Genomic DNA, 19,183 nt, shown 5'->3' with positions numbered 1-19,183 from the left:
GGGTGTGGTGTTATGGGAAATGCTCTGCGCAAATGGAGAATGCGGATTACACAGCTGACCAATCGCACTTCCATACAGGTGAAGCTGATCGGCGCGTATATTGTGATTATTTTAATTCCGATCATTTTGTTCTCGTCGTATTTGTTTAATGAATTCTATCAAAATACGATTCAAGATACCGTGAAAAAGAATCAAAATGTGCTGGAGAGCGAGAAATCGGGCATTCTCAATAATATTGAGGTCATGGGGCGTGCAGCAGAACTTTCGATAACCGACCGGGAGGTCCTCAATTATTTGCGCATGACTCAGGAATGGGAAGTTCCGGAACTCGTTGAATTCAATACGAATACCTTTTATTATCTACAGCGCCTTATGTTCAGCAATCCTAATATTGCCAACGTGCGTTTGTACTCGGATAATCCAAATACGCAGGAGATTTGGCCGATTATTTTCAAAGAGAGCCGGATCGCGGAAAGAGCTTGGTATAAGGATGTGCTGGAGCGCAACGGCACTGTCAGGTGGGAAATTTTGCAGGACGAGAAGGATATCATGAATCGCTATAACACCGACAGCGAGGCGACGTGGACTTATGTATCCCTGCTAAGGGGAATTAATTATCCGAATCATGTCGGCATTTTGGAAGTCGATATGTTGATAGATAAGTTTTTTCAAAAGGCCTTTAGCCCGATACAGGACGGGCAATCTCACATGCTGGTCGTCGACCGGTCGGGGCGCATTTTTACCGATACGAAGAGCCCATTTTTTAAAACAATGGATATGAAGCAGCTCTACGAAACATGGGGGGCTCATTCGCATCAGCAGGGCTCTAACTTTACTTTTAAAGTAGGGGATACGCCCTATTTATGCCTGACCACGCCTATCGACGACCTGGGGGCTTACTTGCTGAATGTCGTATCGTTAAAAGAGCCGGTGACGCAGATCCAGAAAACCCGCAATCTGTTCATTCTGGCTGCTGTCGTCCTCATCGCGCTTGTCTCGATCATCACTTACTTTTTACAATCGTTAATTTTGAAAAAGCTGCACATTCTTCGGGATTCGATGAAAAAAGTGCGTCGTGGCGACCTGAACGTGCAGATCGATATGGACGCTGGGGGAGAGGTAGGCGAGCTGGCCCATCATTTCAGGCAAATGTTGAAGAAAATGAACGAGCTCATCGTCGAAGCCGTGAACAAGCAGGCCGCCACGAAGGAAGCCGAGCTGAACTCGCTCAAAAATCAGATCGACGCCCATTTCCTTTATAACACGCTCGAAAATTTGAAAATGCTGGCCGAAGTCGAGGCGCAATATACGATCTCAGATGCCTTAACCTCCCTCGGCGCCCTGATGCGTTACAGCCTCAAATGGGCGAACGATCATGTCCGACTGAAGGATGAAATTCAGCATATTCAGAACTACATTGCCATCATGAATATCCGCTATGACGATAAGCTGGCGCTGAAGTTGGATATTCCGGAAGGGTATCAGGAGCAGGAAGTGCTGAAAATGTCCCTGCAGCCTCTCGTCGAGAATGCCGTTAAGCACGGCATGAATACGGACAGGGCCAGACGTGAGGGTATCGTAATCCTGATCCGCGCCAGTCGGAGGGATGTGGCGATGATCATCGAAGTAACCGATGACGGTGCGGGTATGTCCCGCGAGAAGCTTGGGGAGCTGCACGAGAAGATCGGTATGGAGGATGCTCTTTTTTATGCCAAATACGGATCTAAGTCCACGGGTGAACATGAAGGGAACGGCATTGGTCTACGCAATGTGACGCAGCGAATTAAAATGTATTACGGAAACGAGTACGGGATTCATGTCGAAAGTGAGGAAGGCGCTTACACCCGTGTGAGGATGAAGCTGCCTTATCTAATTTTATCCGGAGGGCTGCCTGCTGATGAGAAAAGTGCTTATCGTTGACGATGAGAAAAATATTCGCCTCGGTTTGCGAGCGATGATCGCCCGTGAATTTCCGGATACCTATGCCTTCGAATTCGCCGGCGATGGGGAAGAGGCTTTAGCACTACTGACAAATTCGCCTATGGACATCGTGATTACGGATATTCGCATGCCCGTCATGGACGGCATCGCACTCATTAACCGGATTCAAGAGCTGGACCCGAAGCCAGTTGTGATTATTCTTAGCGGGCACGACGATTTTCACTACGCGAAGGAAGCGATTCGCTGCGAAGTGAAGGAATACCTGCTGAAGCCTATCGTCCGGGACGAGCTGACTCGCGCAATGCTCCGATTGGAGAAAGAACTCAAGCAGAAGGAGCAGCTGAATGAGCGATTGACCAGCTCTATGAAGCAGCGAGAGGCTTTTCAAGAAAGTCAGCTGAGTTACTTGCTCCGAACGGACCATTTGAGCGAAGCTGATTTGCTGAATCATTTGCAGGGCATTGGGATGCAGTGGCTGGATGGAGGGTTTCAAGTCGGTGTGCTGCAGTACAGGGGAACCATTCAGGGAGTGGGGCATGCCGAATTTCTGCGCCGCATTCAAGCCGAAGTTGGGAACGTTCCAGAGCGTTATCGCACTAGGTACGCGCATGTTTGGGATAAGGAGAACCAGTTGGTGCTGATCGCCGAGCATGGGGAGCTTTTCCAGTACCTGGCGGATCGCATAGCCGGAACGGGATATTTTACCTATAGCATGGGCTTAAGCCTGCCAACGCTAGGCGTGACTCGTTTGCAAGAAGCGTATCGAGAGGCGCAGCAGGCGTTGAAATATACGTTTTTGTTATCTGTGCCTGGCGTTGTGCGTTTCGAGAGCGTTAGCCAAAAGATCCGCAATTTCGCAGTGCCTACAGAGACCGTCAAGAAAATCGCCAATATGCTCGGCACAGACCGCGATAAGGAAATGACGGCGTTGCTTATGGAGGTGCTCGATATCAAGACCGTGGCTCGTTTCGATATCGGCTATATGGAAGCGGTAAGTCGTGCATTGAACGAGCATGTATTCGATAAAGTATTTCATGTGTACGGGGGCGAGTCCGTAGAAATTCTTCGCTTATTTAAGAAGGTAGGGGATATCTCGAACTTTGCCTATTTTCATGACTATTTTCATAGCGTTGAAGGCTTGCTGCATAGGCTCAATGACTATGTGCGAAGCATGAAGACGTTCCACATCGATCATAAAGAGATGAAAAAAGCCGTGCAGTACATGCAGGAGAATTATCATAAAGACATCAATATGACGATCGTTTCGAATCATGTGTCGTTGAATTATTCGTACTTCAGCCAAGCCTTCAAAGAGTTTACCGGGGAAAGCTTCGTTAATTACTTGAAAAAGCTGCGCATCGACCGGGCGCGGGAGCTGCTGGCCACGACCGACCACAAAATTTACGAGATCAGTGAACTGGCCGGCTTCGAGAATACGAAGCATTTTAGCCGCGTTTTCAAGGAAATGGAAGGCGTTAGCCCGCAAGAGTACAGGGATCAGCGGCATGTGATCGGAAGAAGTCTGCTGCGGGGACACGAAAGTCACTTGTAATGCCTGCAATCTGGGAAATCTCTGGGACGACCAGGCATTTCGGAGCATCTCACGCGACTTTAACGCGGAAAAACCGGCTTAACTCCGCTGACGCTCCGATTCCGAGGCGGATAAGCCGGAAAAACCGCGTTAAAGTCCCAGTGGAGAGACCCATAAGTTCATCAACGGCACTTTAACGCGGAAAAACCAGCTTAACTCTGCTGACGCTGCGAATCTGGGGCGGTTAAGCCGGAAAAACCGCGTTAAAGCCCCAGTGGAGAGTCCCAGAAGCTCGTCAACGGCACTTTAACGCGGAAAAACCGGCTTAACTCCGCTGACTCTGCGAATCTGGGGCGGTTAAGCCGGAAAAACCGCGTTAAAGCCCCAGTGGAGAGACCCATAAGTTCATCAACGGCACTTTAACGCGGAAAAACCAGCTTAACTCTGCTGACGCTGCGAATCTGGGGCGGTTAAGCCGGAAAAACCGCGTTAAAGTCCCAGTGGAGAGACCCATAAGTTCATCAACGGCACTTTAACGCGGAAAAACCAGCTTAACTCTGCTGACGCGCCAAGCCCGGCCCGGATAAGCCGGAAAAACCGCGTTAAAGTCCAGTGGAGAGTCCCATAAGCTCATCAACGGCACTTTAACGCGGACAAACCGGCTTAACTCCGCAAACGCGCCGATTCTGAGGCGGATAAGCCGGAAAAACCGCGTTAGAGTCCAGTGGAGAGTCCCATGAGCTCATCAACGGCACTTTAACGCGGAAAAACCGGCTTAACTCCGCAAACGCGCCGATTCTGAGGCGGATAAGCCGGAAAAATCGTTTTTAACTAACGCTTCCCTCCAAGCGCCCTTCAAAATTGTGGTATCATAAAAATTGGAAATGATCTACATGGCTGCAATGGGGCAGGAAGGCAGGAGGCAAATATTCATGTTACGACGCTTTTTTTCGTATTATCGTCCTTATAAGCATTTATTTATTTTGGATTTTACTTGTGCGGTGGTAGCAGGGCTGCTTGAGCTCGGATTTCCGCTTGCCGTCAACCAGGTCGTCGACAGGCTGCTTCCGGCAGGCAATTGGGCTTGGATTTTATGGGCATGCGTCGGGCTGCTGGCGGTATATGGCTTGAATACGGTTTTGAATTTTGTCGTTACCTATTGGGGGCACAAACTGGGGATTAATATTGAAACGGATATGCGGAAAAAGATGTTCGATCATCTGCAGAAGCTCTCATTCCGCTTCTATGATAACAACAAAACGGGCCAACTCATGTCACGGATGTCTAATGATCTGCTGGAGATCGGCGAGGTTGCACATCATGGTCCCGAGGATCTGTTCATCGCCGTCATGACGTTAGTGGGCGCGTTCACACTCATGCTGGTCATCAATGTGAAACTTGCGCTTCTAACGTTTCTCATTGTCCCGTTCCTCCTATGGATCGCTATATATTTCAATCAAAAAATGACAAAAACCTTTCGCCGGATGATGGCCGATCTGGCCGACATTAATGCCAGAGTAGAAGACAACATCGGCGGGATTCGCGTTGTCCAAGCTTTTGCAAACGAAGCTTATGAGAAGAAGCTATTCGCAGAAAACAATGGCCGCTTCCGGCTAACGAAGCTGCTTTCCTACAAAATCATGGCGTGGAACGTATCGCTGAGTTATATCCTGATGCGTCTGGTTACCGTGTTCGTCCTGATTTGCGGCACCTGGTTCGTCATTCAGCATGAGATTACGTACGGGCAGTTTATTGCTTTTGTCCTGCTGACGAACGTTTTTCTTGGTCCTATCCAGAAAATCAATACCGTCATCGAAAGCTATCCCAAAGGGATCGCCGGCTTTAAACGGTACGTCGAAGTCATCGACACAGAGCCGGAGGTTTCCGACGCTCCAGATGCCATAACCATCGAGAAGCTGGCCGGCGAGATTCGCTTCCAGAATGTCTCTTTTGGCTATGGCGGCGAAGAAGACGCGAGGGTGCTCAGTGGCATCACCCTTGCCATTCATGCCGGCGAGACCGTCGCCTTTGTCGGCCCGTCCGGCGCCGGCAAGACAACGATCTGCAGCCTGCTGCCGCGATTTTACGATGTGAGTGCCGGCAGCATCACCATCGATGGCATGGACATCCGCCGCATCCGGCTGGAATCGCTGCGCCGCCAGATCGGCATCGTGCAGCAGGATGTGTTCCTCTTCGCCGGCACGATGCGGGAGAACATCGCGTACGGCAAGCTCGTCGCGACGGAAACCGAGATCTGGCAAGCCGCCCGTCGGGCGCGGCTCGAGGAATTTATCCAGTCGCAGCCATTGGGACTGGATACGATAATCGGCGAGCGCGGGGTGAAGCTCTCCGGCGGGCAGAAGCAGCGCCTCGCGATCGCGCGCATGTTCCTCAAGAATCCGCCGATTCTCATCCTCGATGAGGCGACGTCGGCGCTCGACACCGAGACCGAGGCCGCGATTCAGCAATCGCTGGCCGAGCTGTCGCAGGGGCGCACGACGCTGGTCATTGCGCACCGGCTGGCGACGGTCAAGAACGCCGACCGCATCGTCGTCGTGACGGAGCAAGGGATCACCGAGCAGGGCGGACATGACGAGCTCTTGGCTGTGGGGGGCGTTTACAGCCGCCTGCACCAAGCCCAGTTCCGCTCCTAAAATTTACATCGAAGATGGCCGTGAGGCAGCTTATACTAGCTGGCGGTCATCTTCTTTTTGTTTTCCATTTAATCGTAGAACTCCCAATAAAATCATGTTAAACTATGAAAAATAGTTTCTACCAATGGTAAAATAATAGATTGAGGTGTCTGATCTTGAAGCCGATATGGAAGTGGATGTTAATCGGATTGTTGACGCTCGTCTGTATCTTCTTGTTAAGTAATATTCGCAATTTGTTCATGTCTGTGCAGCCGGATCAGATGCGTGTAGCCTTAGGTCCGGATATGAGCATTCAAACGCTGACAAGTAAGCTGCCCGGCAGTCAGGTGTTGAATGAGAAGGCAGGCTTGCTATCCGTTCCTTACGGTAAAGCCGAAGAATATGCCGGTACCGCCATGATGATCCGGGGCGTATTTCGCGTGACGGCTGTTCCTCTTGAGCACCCCGTCATTTCTTGGCGTTATTACGCATTCCATTTAAAAGAACAGGCAATTGGCTTCCTCCATGGCGACTTCGGTAAATTCCGCAGCCCGACGAATATGAAAGAAACGCCGGTTATCACTGCACTGCCGATCATGCTGCTGCGCACATTGACCTATTTTATTCCCGGGCTGCTGCTGGCCATTCTGCTTAGCTTGCTCTTAGCGCTTGCGGCATCGATTTGGCCTCGTATCGGTAAAGTCATCGATGGCATCCATGTGCTGCTCGTGGGTTTGCCGGACTTTTTCCTCATCGTGCTCATTCAACTTGGTGCGATATATGCAACAAGAGCTCTCGGTCACTATGTTTTGCTCGTGGTTCAAGTCGGGGATCGAACTCCATTCCTGATCCCTTTTCTCACCATCGCTCTCATTCCGTCGGTTACGATCTACGGCACACTGCGCGTAGCGATGGCTCGCGAGCTGGGTCAGGACTATGTCATTACCGGACTGGCCAAAGGGCTAACTCGCCGCGAAGTGCTTTTGTCCCATGTACTGCGTAATGTGATGGAGGACCTGCTGTCGATTCTGCCGAAGGCGACAACGCTCGCACTAGCCAGCATGGCCGTCGCGGAAGCTATCTGCGGCATTTTTGGATTAGGCGGCTTTATTATCTCCCCAGTCATGCAGAGCGTTTCCTCGATATCGGTCATTTGCATGACGCTCGCACTAATCGCGATGGCATTCCAGGGAATTTATGCACTGCTGCGCAAAAAGTTTATCGTTCGTACACGGGAGGTCGCACAACGATAATGAGACGCTCATCGACAGCCTATTACTGTTCTCTCGCTCTTATGGTCCTATTCCTGCTTGTGATGCTCTTTGGAAGCTGGCTCAAGCCGCATGCGATAACACCTGATCATAAAATTAACATGATCCAATACCAAGAAGACGGCAAGACACGGTACGCCAAGCCACCCTTCGCACCGAACGGCATGTTCCTGCTGGGCACGGATCATCGGGGCTACGACATGCTCAGCCTGCTGCTGAACGGACTGAAATATACGCTTGGAACTGCGCTTCTGCTGACCTTGCTCCGCTTTGCACTTGCTCTCCCCGTGGGGTTATGGACCGGAATCACCGGAAAAGGCAGGGGCACACTGAGCTCCTTGCAGTGGGTTATCGCTTCAGTGCCAGCCTTTCTATTTCTCTTCCCCCCTTTGGCAGGGATGTATTATGGGCTTCGGCTTGATCAAGGAATCAATGCAGATCCGCATTATCTTTTTCTGTTTGCTGTGCTCTTTTTTATCATGGTTACTTTCATCGGTATCTTTCCGCTCGCCCATCAAGTAGCGGATCGGACAAGCTATTATAATGAAAGAATGTTTATTGAAGCCTCGCGTTTGATGGGAGGCTCAGTCCTGCATCGGATGATCCGTCATCTCATTCCGTGTATGCGAAATGAGCTGTCGTTTGTCTTCCTCAGCGAATTTATGCAGGTGCTCTTTTTGATGGGGCAACTTGCTGTCTTTAACATCGTGCTTGGCGGTACGGAAACGATCGGCGATGATGAAGTTGGCTATTCAATCAACATTACCATCACTGGGGAATGGTGTTCGCTGATCGCTTACGGAGCCAAATATATCCGCTTGCAGCCGTGGGTCATTCTAAGTGTCGGCGGCAGTTTTGCAGCGCTTCTCTTGTCACTGCAATTCTTCTTAAGCCAGTTGAAACGCCGCTACGGCAGCGAACGGGAATTCGTGTGATTTCAATAAAGAGGCCTCCTTCTCAAATGAGAGAAAGGGGGCCTTTTTACATTACGTAGCGATAAAACATATAAATCGTGTTGTTTTAACATATAATATGTGTTATTTTAATTTTAGTTCAATTACGCAGGAGGTGCTGTTAAGATGACGGAGGATAAAACAAAGAGACTTTCGGTGTACTTGCCTGAGAAGGTCAAGGCTGATTTGGAGCGGATGGCTGAGGAAACGGGGCTTTCGATGACTCAATTAATCGTCATGGCAACACATGGTTTGCTAGCCAATTATGGCGCGGTCGGCGGCTCTATCTTCGCGGACCTCTTGTCGGCTAAACAACGAATCGGCCAAGATATGGAGCAGAAACGGATCCTGCTGGATCAAGACAAACAGACTTTGCAAGACTATTACGGGGCGAGAGTGGACGAATATGAACGTATCTACAAACGTGAAGATCCCGACTATCAGCAAGGTTTGACGATGCTGGCGCAGGCGATGACGAATGTGGTTCGGGGACAGCGTGTTTTGGAGGTGGCTTGCGGGACGGGATATTGGACCCAATACGCAGCGGAAGCTGCCGATCACATTGTAGGTGTGGATATTCGACCCGAGGTGCTTCAGATCGCGAAGTCCAAGCCATGGCCTGCGAATAAGGTGTCTTTCTGCGTTGGTGATGCCTATCGTTTGGAGCAAGTCGAAGGGTCTTTCGATTGCGGTGTGGCCAACTTCTGGTTTTCGCATGTACCAAGGAACCGAATCGATGAATTTCTGGAAGGCTTCCATCGCAGACTGGGGGCAGGAGCTGAGGTTTTCCTGGGGGACAATGTGTATGTTCCCGGACGGGGCGGAGAGCTGATCCGCAAGGACGATTGTGAGGACACCTATAAAAGGCGCGAACTTGCGGACGGCTCCCAACATGAAATCATAAAAAACTATTTCAGCTACGAAGAGCTGAAAGACATTTTCAAGCCATATGCGAAGCATTTGAATATTTTCGTCGGAAGCAGTTTCTGGTATGTGAGCTACACGGTCGCGTAAATATACAAATGGGTTCCGATCGCCACCCATCAATGACCCGAAGTGAATTTCAGACCAAGTACGCCAACCAGGATTAGACTCATGAACAGAATGCGCATCAAACTAACCGGTTCATGGAGAAACAGTATACCGACAATAATCGCCCCTACGGCGCCAATTCCTGTCCAAGCCGCGTAGGCTGTGCCGATGGGCAGCGTTTTAGTCGCTATAGCGAGAAAATAAAAGCTTACAACCATCCCGGCGATCGTGATGCTTGTAGGGATAAGACGAGTAAATCCATTGGAAAATTTCAATGAAATCGCCCACACGACTTCAAAAACGCCGGCAATAACTAAATGCAACCAAGCCACTTTATCCACTCCTTTTCATAAAGCAATTAATTTGGCCACAAAAAAAGAAAAAGCCTGGAAGCAATATCGCTAAAGCGATAAGACTCCCGGGCTTTTCCCCCTCCGTGACCACAGCGTATCCGCTGTGTGTTTTCCCTTGGACCAGGCTGGCGCGAACGCCACGGAACCCTAGAAAACGACTTGGCGTTATTATATGACGCCTCACATGACATGTCAAGTTCAAGTTACAGCTAAACCCGGCTAAAAAGTGCTGGGGAAATTGGACGTCGATATTGCAAATATAAAAATAATGACAAAAAATGCGATAATGATCGCATACAACGCCGTTCCAATAATTCCGCATACGAGACCTGTAATTGCAAAGCCTTTGCCTTGCTCGCCGCGAAGCTGTATTTCTTTCGAAGCAATGCGTGAAAGCACGATGGCTATGATCCCCAAGATGATGCCCACATAAGGAATGACAATGGATAAAATACCCAACACCATAGCGGCGATAGATTTACCGTTAGTTTGTGATGATTGCGGTTGTTGTTGGAACGGGGGCTGCGTGCCGTTCAGATACGGTTCCATATAGAACCTCCTTCGAGTTTTTCAAAAAGATCTATGCCCCATTATAACCAGATCTTACCTGTGTATCTAGTGCAAGTTTCCGAAATGAATAAAAGCCCGACGGCGGCTCGATCGAGCTGGGCTTGTCTGGGCTTCATTCTTGAGTATTGCGAGAATTTTACTTGGATTGGACGGCAGTCAATTGGTTGTAAATATCATCCCAGAGTACACGTCTGGCTGATACGTACCGCTTCGCGTAGTAGGACTCGCTTAGCTTGTTTTTTACAACACCGTGATTGGTAGCGGAGTGAATGAATTCACCGTCTCCGAGGTAGATGCCTACGTGAGAAATCCCTTTACCATCGGTGTTGAAAAAGACGAGATCGCCTTTTCGAAGGTCGGATTTGTCAACCCAGTAGCCTTCTTGGTCTTGTGATTTGGAGCTGTGCGGAAGATCGATACCGAATTGCTCGAACACATAAGAGGTGAAGCCGGAGCAATCAAAGCCATTGGTCGTAGTACCCGCAAATTTATATGGGGTTCCGATTAAGCCGTCTACCGTTTCATCCAGTTTGGATTCTGCTGCAAAAACGCTACCTGCACCTATACTCAAAAACAAAACAAGACTGAAAACGAGAGCAACAACCTTTTTCAACTGCTTGTCTCCTTCCGGTGCCTACGAGGTTAGCTGGAGGGTTCGGTTGAAGGTTCCCTATGATCCCTGTCTGGCAAGATCAATTCACCCGGAATGGTTCCCCCGTTTCCCACAAAAAGTGGGAATTCGGCATGAAATATTTGGTTTTTTGATGCTAGTCCTAAGGATTCGTCATAAACATCGAAATTCCTCCTTCTCTATGCGCTATTCTATAAAAATATGTGAAATATTTCTTAAAATAGACAAAAAAAAGCCCCTTTTTTCAAGGGACTGGCATATCTTTTGAAATTTGGGCATTTTTCGCTGATTTTATTTGTTCATTTTGGCAGTCCAGAGCTGATATTGGGATGTGATCGCCCACATTTGCAAAAACATGTTGAACAGCGGATACAACTGATAGATGAGTAGTGCCACCAGGCCGGCCCAGATGTAGGTCGCTGTGACCGTAATCCCCGTCAATAGTCCCGATATGAGCAGGATAAGAAGTGCGAGTCCGAGGATCGGCAGCGAATAGCGTATGAAAGTGATAAACGTGGAAATAATGCCGATTCTAGCAGCAATCGCGAATTGCACATACATGAAAAGCAAGTTTAATAGAAAACCGTAGCTGAGCAGCCCCAAAAGCCAGGGGAGCATCTGTAGAGCCGCTTCTTCGTAAGAAGTCGTATGAGCGTATATCGTTTGCACCTTCGGGAGGAGCCAGAGGAGCGGCAGTAAGGAGAGGACCATCCGCACAAAGTAAGTGATCAGGAAAGGGAGTGTGAGCTCCTTGATTCCTTTGAAAAAGCGATAGCCAGCATTCTGGTGACGATGTGTCAGCGAGTAATAGACACCTGCGTTCAGCATGGGTGTAAGCAGCATGCGAGCGCCTAAGAGCGCGGCCAGCCACCAGAGGTAAGAGTGACTGAGATCCGTTTTGAGCAGTTGAAATTGTCCTTCGGCCAGGAAGAGCTGCATCGCCTGCTTCGGCTGACCGCCGCCAGGGAAGCGATGCATCAGCGGTACCAGCACTGACTGCACCAGCTTATAGAGCAGAGCGCCCCAGCCCATTTGGTAAAGAAATAAGGCGATGACAGCGAAAGGCTGCTGCAAGGCCGCCCTTAAGCCGGTCTTCATGTAACTTTTCAAGGCAGTCCCCCCCTAAAATATTGTGATAACTACCAAGCGACCCAGCCAAAAATCGTTTGCATGAGCTGAATGATGCCGAGATTCCAGCGAATTTTCCATTTCGGGTCGACTTCCGTTTGCATGTAATTGTTAATATGCTTGTTTTCCAGCACCAGCGAATAATTCGGATCAATCCGTACCCAATCGACTGGAGCTGTATGGGTGAGCTTGTATTCGATGCTGCTGTTGGCGCCATCCCACGTTTTGTCCAATGAGGTGCCGTCGGCAAAATGGAAGTGAATGGGGACCGCCGGAGAGTTGCCGCCGCGCTTCGAGATGAGAATCGTACTTTCGTAAGAACCGGCGCCTTTGGTCCCGTCTGGCTTGACTTGAATGCTCTCGACCGTATAGTCCATCATCATGTTGCCATACACATATTGATTGAAAAAATCGTCCCATTTCGTTTTGGTGACATCTTCAACAACCTTTTGGAAGTCCTTCGTTGAAGGATGTTTGAATTCCCATCTCTGGAAGTAGGTATGCATAATGCGATCCATCGTTTTGCTGCCGACCTGCTTTTCCATCGCTTTCAGCACCAGCTTAGCCCGGGTATACACGTTATCTGCGTATTCCCCGTGCCCTTTGTACTTCCAGGCATCCAGCTGCAGCGCATTAGGCGATGTGATATAGCTGGATTCCACAGGCAGATTCGGCGATACGCCGTACTCGGCCTCCATGACTTTATCCTCGGCGTAAGAAGTGAAGCCTTCATCCAACCAAGCTTCTTCGAATTCATTGGTGGCGACTAGCCCATAGAAGTATTGATGGCCGATTTCATGAACGACAACCCGCTCAAGTTCGAGATCCGGATCCTTGTCATTGGCCCCCCAAGCCGTAACCAGCGTTGGGTATTCCATCCCTCCGGCACCGTTGCCGCCAGGGGGCGGCACAACAATGGATAAGGTCGAGTACGGATATGTACCGTACCACTGGCTGTAACGGGCCAACGCTTTTTTGGCAGCGTACATATACCGGTCTTTCAAATCTTTATGGTTCGGATCAAGATAAAGCTTGATTTTGACACCGGGAATTTGCGGGGTGGAGAACGGTTCTTCCGCATAGATAAAGTTCGGCGATGCCGACCAAGCGAAATCATGCACGTCTTCGGCGTAGAATTGATACGTTTTCGTGTCGTTATCCGTCACGGCCGGTTTTACCGGGAATCCGGTAGCGGCAACGGTATAGCTGGCCGGCACTTGGATTTTCACGTCATAGATGCCGAAATCGGAATAAAACTCCGAATTGCCATGATATTGATGCAGGTTCCAACCCTCCGTTGTGCGTCCGCGAGTGCCTGCCTTCTCATAAGCGGCCACCTTGGGGAACCATTGGCCTGCCATGACGAAGTCGCCGACATAGCCCATCCTGGCGAAAGCGGAAGGCAGTTTGACGAGAAATTCGGTTTGGATCGTGACGCGCTCACCGGCCCCAACGGCTTTAGGCAGCGGGATTTTCAGCAAAGTATGGTCATCTTTATTTCCGTCATCGGGCTGAACGAATTCCATCCGTCTGGTGAGATCGCTTCCGTCATCGGCTTTCACCGAAAGCAGGTCGATGCTCCCGATGCTCCCGGCCTTCGCTTCATCCTGCCGCAGCTTGCCGCCTGATTCGCGCATAAAGGTTGTCTTCTTGGATGCGAAAGCATTCGGATACAAATGCAGATACAGCTCCTGAACGGGAGCAGTCCCCGGATTTTCCCATGTTAACGTTTGTTGTCCCTTTAATTGTTTGGCATCCGCCAAATAAGCCACATTCATATGATATTCGGAGATCCGGTAGCTGAGCGGCTCAGCGGCTTGCTGGTCTAACGGTTTGGCAGAGTCAGGCTTCTGCATGTCCGGTGCGGGCGCAGACGGCTCTACCCGGGAGACGGGCACGACTGGCCTGGTCGCGGTTGGGAGCAAAGTTTCAGACAGCAGGACAGCGCCAGCTGCTAGGAGCATAACGGCAAACCACTGTACCTTGCGGTTTTTGAACAAAACACTCATGATTTTCACCCCGTTGACAAGCATCTACAGCATGTATATGTAGACAAGGTGTGGATTATTTCTGGAAAGAGAAAATAAACCCGCCGACCAAACCGAGGGAGATATGAAAAGCCTCTTGACTCCGTGCGCCCTTGTTCTCATCGCTGACATTGGCTACAATACAATCAGAGTGTATTCATTAAGTAAAAGAGTGGAAGGTGCCGAGATGGAAGCAGATAAAAAGAAGCTGGCCTTGAATATCGTAAGCTCCAAAGTGAACCACAAGGGCTTTGGCGCAGGTGCGATTGATCTGAGCAACGTTTCCAGCATCATTATAGATGGAGGCGAAGCCTATGTAGACGATGGTGCTTTGCATGCCAAAAGTAAAGTGGAGAAGGGCATCAAGTTCTCCATGAACAAAGAAGACGTGCCGAACGGCCGCAAGTGTTGGATCGTCTGGGTTGCGGTAGATCGTACCGAAGAGGGCGCTTATTATGCAGGAATGACAGCATGTGAGATGTTGGTCGACACCGAAGCACGCAGAGGGTGGAAAATTCTAGCCGACCACGTCAATAAAATGGATGCGGCTATGAAACGCAAATTTATCTTCGACGGGCTGGATGAGGCAGAGAAAACTGCGCTCCGCAATCAACTTATCGAACACAATGAAGAATGGTGGAACCGTTCTGATCAGACGCTCAAGGATGCGCTTTCATAAAGGCTGAACAGCCCCCTTTTCAAAATATGAACATTATGTGTCATCCATTGTGACGGTAGGGTGAACCGAGTATACTAGACCCTAGTGTATGTTACCTCATATACTAGGACAGCAAAAAGGCAGACTAAGACGCGCTTAGTTCTGCCTTTTTGTGTTGCCCGGAAGAGGGCTGCTTAATTGTTCCACCAACGCTTCAAATCGTTCCACCAGGAATCGTTTTGACCTTTTGGTGTACCTTTTTTACCGTCGCTTGATGCTTCTTTCGCCGGTTTGCCCGTGCAGTACGTGGTCGGCTCCGTACCTGCAATGAAGGCCTCCATCCGCGAACTCGGGCAGTCCTCATTGGACAGCTTGCCGCTTGCCGGATCGATATACACACTGGCTACACCGTCAGGAATCGGGAACAGCTTCGGCGGTATCGCATCGAGCGACTGCTCCGTAAACTCGGCGAAGATCGGCGATGCGAGGTGAGATTCCACGCTGCTGATATCGCGGTCCTTGTCATAGCCAACCCAGACGGCCGTCGCCAGCTCAGGCGTAAAGCCGACGAGCCAGGCATCCGTGTCGGTGGTCCCCGTTTTCCCAGCAATCGGTCTTTTGATGGTACTCGCAACGCGATTGCCCGTACCGCCTTCCTCAAACACGCTTTCCATCAGATTCGTCATCACGTAGGCGACAGCCGGATCGAGAATTTTTTCCGACTTCGGCTTTGCTTCATATAGAACCTTACCGTTCGCATCTTCAATGCGCTCAATGGCCGTCGTCTCGTTACGAATGCCTTGATTGGCAATCGTGCCGAAAGCGGACGCCATTTCCAACGGAGAGACGGGAAAAGCTCCAAGGGCTAGCGAAGGGAGCGGCTTCATCGGACTGGTAATGCCGAGCTTCCGAGCTAGATCGATCACTTTATCGGGTCCCACATCAAGGATCGTATGGACGGCATAAATATTATCGGATTTGGAAATTGCCTGTCGCATATCGATATTGGCGTTAACATATTGATCGTTAAAGTTACGTGGCGTGTACGTCTGACGCCCTTGATCGTAAGTGAATACCGTCGGCTCGCTCTTGACCAGCGTTGCCGGGGTGTACCCATTTTGCAGAGCCACCATATAAACGAATGGTTTAAAAGATGAGCCTGGCTGTCTCGTGTTGGAAATAGCGCGATTGAATTGATTGTCCGCATAGTCGCGCCCGCCGACCATTGCCTTAATGGCTCCTGTTCGCGGATCAATGGCGACCAGCGCAGCCTGAATGTCAGGCTTGCCCGTTAGTTGCTTGGCCATGACATCTTCAGCAATCTTTTGCGCATTCATATCGAGCGTCGTATAAATTTTGATGCCGCCCTCATCCAGTTGCTCTTCAGGAATGCCGAACTTATCCGTCGCAAGCGTCCGAACGTAATCCCGGAAATATGGGGCTGCAGCGGGTTTCTTCTTCGTTAGCGGCTGAATTGTCAGCTTTTCCTTGGCTGCTGCGTCCGCAGCTTCCTGCGTGATGAACCCGCTGCGCACCATCGTCTGCAGCACGACCTTTTGCCGATCCATCGCATTGGTAAGATCGTAATAAGGCGAATAATAGCGCGGTCCCTTCGGAACGCCGGCGATCATGGCGCTCTCCGCGAGCGTTAACTCGCTGGCATGCTTGCCGAAGAACAGCTCAGATGCCGTTTCAATCCCATATGTCGAATGGCCGTAATAAATTTGATTCAAATAATCCGCAAGTATCTCGTCCTTGCTGAGCTGCATCTCCATTTGAATTGCGTAGACCGTTTCTTTTATTTTACGCGACCATGTTCGGTCGTGATTTAAATATAAATTGCGAGCCAATTGCTGCGTAATCGTCCCGGCTCCCTGAACTTTGGCCATGGCCTGCACATTCACAACGGCCGCACGGGCAACTGCCTTCAGATCAACTCCGAAATGATCGTAAAAATGCTGATCCTCAACAGCCAGCGTTGCTTTAATGAGATAAGGCGAAATTTCTTTGAGCGGGACAACCTGCCGATTTTGACCGGAATAAAAGGTGTCGATCAGCTCGCCGTGCGCGTCGTACATTTGCGAAGTTTGCAGCATTTTCGTGACGGGAAGCGTCTGGGAGCGCAGGTACACGAGGAAAGCGGCAGCACTAACAAGAAGCAGGATGGAGATTGTAAAAAAGAATGAGAACGTCTTTTTGATCCGGCGCATCCAGCGCATGGAGGGAACTTCTTTTTCTTTCGGTGTCGGCCGTGAACCCTCGGGTTTCGGACTGTTTTTATCGGACATGTCCCATTTCTCCTTTCTCCATACCTTCATAGTTGTAAGTCGTTACTACCCAGTATGGAAAAGCATGGCAGTCCGTATTCAACGAATTGTAAATTATTTTTAATAAATCTGGAAAAAACCTAGGAAATCATTGCATTTTGGGGGTAATGAACTATAATACAATTTGTGTGTATGAGGGTGGGGAAATTAACCACAAATTTTTGCATGACATTTCCATCTGGTGGAACACTGTTTAACGACACGAATGTCAGAATTTATTCATCCAATATAGAACGAAAGAGGGCATGAACATGGAATTGTGGTACACAGAGAAACAAACCGATAGCTTTGGAATTACGGCAAAAGTGAAAGAAACTTACGTAAGAGAACAAACGGATTTCCAAGACCTCGCGATGATCGAAACCGAAGAGTGGGGCACAATGCTTACTCTGGACGGCATGGTCATGACAACGGTGAAGGACGAGTTCGTTTACCATGAAATGGTGGCGCATCCTGCGCTCGTGACGCATCCGAATCCGGAAAACGTGCTTGTTGTAGGCGGCGGCGACGGCGGCGTGATCCGTGAAATCATGAAACACCCGAAAGTGAAAAAAGCCGTTCTGGTTGATATCGATGGTAAGGTCATCGAGTATTCCAAAAAGTACCTGCCGACAATCGCAGGCGAGTTGGACAACCCACGCGTTGAAGTTATCGTGAACGACGGCTACATGCACATTCATGACAATAAAAATACCTATGACGTTATCATGGTTGACTCCACAGAGCCAGTAGGTCCAGCTGTCGAATTGTTCACGAAAGGCTTTTACCAAGGCATTTTCGACGCATTAAAAGAAGACGGAATTTTCGTTGCACAAACGGACAACCCATGGTTTAAAGCCGATTTGATCCAAACGGTTAACCGGGATGTCAAAGAAATCTTCCCGATCGTACGCGTTTACTGCGCAAACATCCCTACATACCCGAGCGGTCTGTGGACATTCACTATGGGCAGCAAGAAGCATGATCCGCTTCAAGTAGAGGAAGCTTCCATTCCTGAATTCCCAACGAAATACTACACACCGCGTCTGCACGCAGCTGCATTCGTCCTGCCTAGATTTGTTGAAGATCTGGTGAAGTAATGAAAGAAAACCGTTAGCCATTCTTGCAAAAAAGTAAGAAGCGCTGGCGGTTTTGTTTTTTAACAGGTTGCTCATCCTTGCCAGGTGGACAGCTGGAAAGGTGTTTTTCATCGTTACAGTGGCGCGGGGGAAATGAAGTCGTGTCTCTAACGATGTTTTGAATGCTTACAAACGAGAAAAAAAGCAGTTTTGTACGCTGAGCTAAGCTGGAAAGATGGTTATCATCGTTATAGATATCTGGGGATGTTACTATCGTGTTTATAACGTTATTTTTCATCTTTACAGACGAGAAGATGGAGATTGAGAAAGACAGGTTCGTTCCCAAACGTGCAGCTTTAGATAAGGACCTGGTCATCAGTTAGGATTATCTCATACTGACATAATGTAGTCAGTGTACACGGCATATAATTAGGATAAGAAAGTAACTTATAATTAATGGAGGCGTATAACGATGGTATATGTAACTGTACAAAGCTTTATCGAGGATTATCAGAACGAATTGACCGTAACCCAAAAACTGCTGGATGCCTTAACAGACGGCTCCCTTAAACAGGAAATCGCACCGGGTTACCGCACATTGGGCGATCTTGCGTGGCATTTAATCCCGAGTGGCGGTATTTTGGAACCGACGGGTCTGAAGGTGGACTATCCCCCTGCAGAGGCACCTCAATCCGCCGCTGAAATTGCTCAAGCTTACAAGAAAACGACGCAGTCCTTGATCGAAGCCGTCCGCACACAATGGAATGACGAAACGCTGCAAGTTACCGTGAACATGTTTGGTCAACCATGGAAAAATGGGTTTACACTTGACATGTTCATCAAGCACGAAATTCATCATCGCGGTCAGTTGACAATTCTGATGCGCCAAGCCGGACTGCCTGTAACCGGCGCATACGGTCCTTCTAAAGAAGAGTGGTCCCTCATGGGAATGGAAGCTCCGACTAGATAATCCATAAATGAATGTAAAACCGTCAGAGTCTCTTGATTTTGGTATTATCCCCTTTAAGTAGACACTCAATAAAAACCGTCATGTTATCATGAGGGAACGA

General features: G+C 49.3%; 15 protein-coding genes and 2 riboswitches. Of the genes, 9 read left to right on the top strand and 6 right to left on the bottom strand.

The features are described 5' to 3' along the window. Nucleotides 1–12 precede the first annotated feature (12 nt). The 6 genes from ACFQZT_RS07885 (at nt 13) to ACFQZT_RS07860 (ending at nt 9,343) form a co-directional block, all read left to right on the top strand. Nucleotides 13–1,920 (top strand): cache domain-containing sensor histidine kinase, encoded by a 1,908-nt coding sequence (locus ACFQZT_RS07885; protein ID WP_379298390.1) that lies wholly within the window; start codon nt 13–15, stop codon nt 1,918–1,920. Continuing rightward, nucleotides 1,898–3,493: a response regulator gene (locus ACFQZT_RS07880; protein ID WP_379298388.1), complete on the top strand. Its 1,596-nt coding sequence runs from the start codon at nt 1,898–1,900 to the stop codon at nt 3,491–3,493. The genes ACFQZT_RS07885 and ACFQZT_RS07880 overlap by 23 nt, the downstream gene beginning before the upstream one ends. A gap of 911 nt (nt 3,494–4,404) precedes the next feature. Beyond that, nucleotides 4,405–6,126, top strand: a complete 1,722-nt coding sequence (locus ACFQZT_RS07875) for an ABC transporter ATP-binding protein (RefSeq protein ID WP_379298386.1) — start codon at nt 4,405–4,407, stop codon at nt 6,124–6,126. Between the two features lie 155 nt (nt 6,127–6,281). Further along, complete coding sequence (locus ACFQZT_RS07870; protein ID WP_379298384.1) at nt 6,282–7,358, top strand: ABC transporter permease subunit; 1,077 nt, start codon at nt 6,282–6,284, stop codon at nt 7,356–7,358. Continuing rightward, nucleotides 7,358–8,311: a hypothetical protein gene (locus ACFQZT_RS07865; protein ID WP_379298382.1), complete on the top strand. Its 954-nt coding sequence runs from the start codon at nt 7,358–7,360 to the stop codon at nt 8,309–8,311. Before ACFQZT_RS07870 ends, ACFQZT_RS07865 begins: the two co-directional genes overlap by 1 nt. 144 nt (nt 8,312–8,455) lie before the next feature. Then, nucleotides 8,456–9,343 carry a methyltransferase domain-containing protein gene (locus tag ACFQZT_RS07860; protein WP_379298380.1) on the top strand — a complete coding sequence of 296 codons (888 nt, stop codon included), beginning with the start codon at nt 8,456–8,458 and terminating at the stop codon, nt 9,341–9,343. Between the two features lie 29 nt (nt 9,344–9,372). Here ACFQZT_RS07860 and sugE read toward each other — a convergent pair whose 3' ends face one another. The 5 genes from sugE to ACFQZT_RS07835 form a co-directional block, all read right to left on the bottom strand. After that, nucleotides 9,373–9,693, bottom strand: coding sequence for a quaternary ammonium compound efflux SMR transporter SugE (gene sugE / locus ACFQZT_RS07855; protein ID WP_379298378.1), 321 nt, complete (start codon nt 9,691–9,693; stop codon nt 9,373–9,375). A gap of 81 nt (nt 9,694–9,774) precedes the next feature. Next, a riboswitch (guanidine-I (ykkC/yxkD leader) is annotated at nt 9,775–9,876 on the bottom strand. 57 nt (nt 9,877–9,933) lie between these two features. After that, complete coding sequence (locus tag ACFQZT_RS07850) at nt 9,934–10,263, bottom strand: DUF4190 domain-containing protein (protein ID WP_379298376.1); 330 nt, start codon at nt 10,261–10,263, stop codon at nt 9,934–9,936. 157 nt (nt 10,264–10,420) lie between these two features. Next, nucleotides 10,421–10,897 carry a C40 family peptidase gene (locus ACFQZT_RS07845; protein WP_379298375.1) on the bottom strand — a complete coding sequence of 159 codons (477 nt, stop codon included), beginning with the start codon at nt 10,895–10,897 and terminating at the stop codon, nt 10,421–10,423. 3 nt (nt 10,898–10,900) lie between these two features. After that, nucleotides 10,901–11,039: riboswitch (cyclic di-AMP (ydaO/yuaA leader) on the bottom strand. A 167-nt stretch (nt 11,040–11,206) separates the two neighbouring features. Beyond that, entirely contained in the window at nt 11,207–12,025 is an 819-nt protein-coding gene (locus ACFQZT_RS07840; RefSeq protein WP_379298374.1) for a hypothetical protein, read from the bottom strand. A 29-nt stretch (nt 12,026–12,054) separates the two neighbouring features. Next, nucleotides 12,055–14,052 carry a M1 family metallopeptidase gene (locus ACFQZT_RS07835; protein WP_379298372.1) on the bottom strand — a complete coding sequence of 666 codons (1,998 nt, stop codon included), beginning with the start codon at nt 14,050–14,052 and terminating at the stop codon, nt 12,055–12,057. A 205-nt stretch (nt 14,053–14,257) separates the two neighbouring features. Here ACFQZT_RS07835 and ACFQZT_RS07830 point away from each other — a divergent pair, with 205 nt between their 5' ends. Next, nucleotides 14,258–14,749, top strand: a complete 492-nt coding sequence (locus tag ACFQZT_RS07830; RefSeq protein WP_379298370.1) for a YwhD family protein — start codon at nt 14,258–14,260, stop codon at nt 14,747–14,749. A 173-nt stretch (nt 14,750–14,922) separates the two neighbouring features. Here the strand turns inward: ACFQZT_RS07830 and ACFQZT_RS07825 are convergent, their stop codons facing one another. Continuing rightward, nucleotides 14,923–17,016, bottom strand: a complete 2,094-nt coding sequence (locus tag ACFQZT_RS07825; protein WP_379298368.1) for a transglycosylase domain-containing protein — start codon at nt 17,014–17,016, stop codon at nt 14,923–14,925. Nucleotides 17,017–17,306: 290 nt separating this feature from the next. Here ACFQZT_RS07825 and speE point away from each other — a divergent pair, with 290 nt between their 5' ends. Further along, entirely contained in the window at nt 17,307–18,134 is an 828-nt protein-coding gene (gene speE / locus ACFQZT_RS07820; protein WP_379298366.1) for a polyamine aminopropyltransferase, read from the top strand. A gap of 451 nt (nt 18,135–18,585) precedes the next feature. Then, the gene (locus ACFQZT_RS07815) at nt 18,586–19,083 is read left to right on the top strand and encodes a DinB family protein (RefSeq protein ID WP_379298364.1); all 498 of its coding nucleotides are present in this window, start codon (nt 18,586–18,588) and stop codon (nt 19,081–19,083) included. The last annotated feature ends 100 nt before the right edge of the window (nt 19,084–19,183 follow it).

The organism is Paenibacillus sp. GCM10027628 (assembly GCF_042676385.1).
In the GTDB taxonomy this organism is placed as follows: domain Bacteria; phylum Bacillota; class Bacilli; order Paenibacillales; family NBRC-103111; genus Paenibacillus_E.
This window is presented reverse-complemented; position numbering and strand designations above follow the sequence as displayed.

Bases quoted from the DNA above. Each gene is read 5' to 3' on its own strand.
- ACFQZT_RS07880 (WP_379298388.1), top strand. From the start codon at position 1,898: ATGAGAAAAGTGCTTATCGTTGACGATGAGAAAAATATTCGCCTCGGT.
- ACFQZT_RS07885 (WP_379298390.1), top strand. From the start codon at position 13: ATGGGAAATGCTCTGCGCAAATGGAGAATGCGGATTACACAGCTGACC.
- ACFQZT_RS07815 (WP_379298364.1), top strand. From the start codon at position 18,586: ATGGTATATGTAACTGTACAAAGCTTTATCGAGGATTATCAGAACGAA.
- ACFQZT_RS07850 (WP_379298376.1), bottom strand. From the start codon at position 10,263: ATGGAACCGTATCTGAACGGCACGCAGCCCCCGTTCCAACAACAACCG.
- ACFQZT_RS07875 (WP_379298386.1), top strand. From the start codon at position 4,405: ATGTTACGACGCTTTTTTTCGTATTATCGTCCTTATAAGCATTTATTT.
- ACFQZT_RS07835 (WP_379298372.1), bottom strand. From the start codon at position 14,052: ATGAGTGTTTTGTTCAAAAACCGCAAGGTACAGTGGTTTGCCGTTATG.
- ACFQZT_RS07860 (WP_379298380.1), top strand. From the start codon at position 8,456: ATGACGGAGGATAAAACAAAGAGACTTTCGGTGTACTTGCCTGAGAAG.
- ACFQZT_RS07865 (WP_379298382.1), top strand. From the start codon at position 7,358: ATGAGACGCTCATCGACAGCCTATTACTGTTCTCTCGCTCTTATGGTC.
- speE (WP_379298366.1), top strand. From the start codon at position 17,307: ATGGAATTGTGGTACACAGAGAAACAAACCGATAGCTTTGGAATTACG.
- ACFQZT_RS07825 (WP_379298368.1), bottom strand. From the start codon at position 17,016: ATGTCCGATAAAAACAGTCCGAAACCCGAGGGTTCACGGCCGACACCG.
- ACFQZT_RS07830 (WP_379298370.1), top strand. From the start codon at position 14,258: ATGGAAGCAGATAAAAAGAAGCTGGCCTTGAATATCGTAAGCTCCAAA.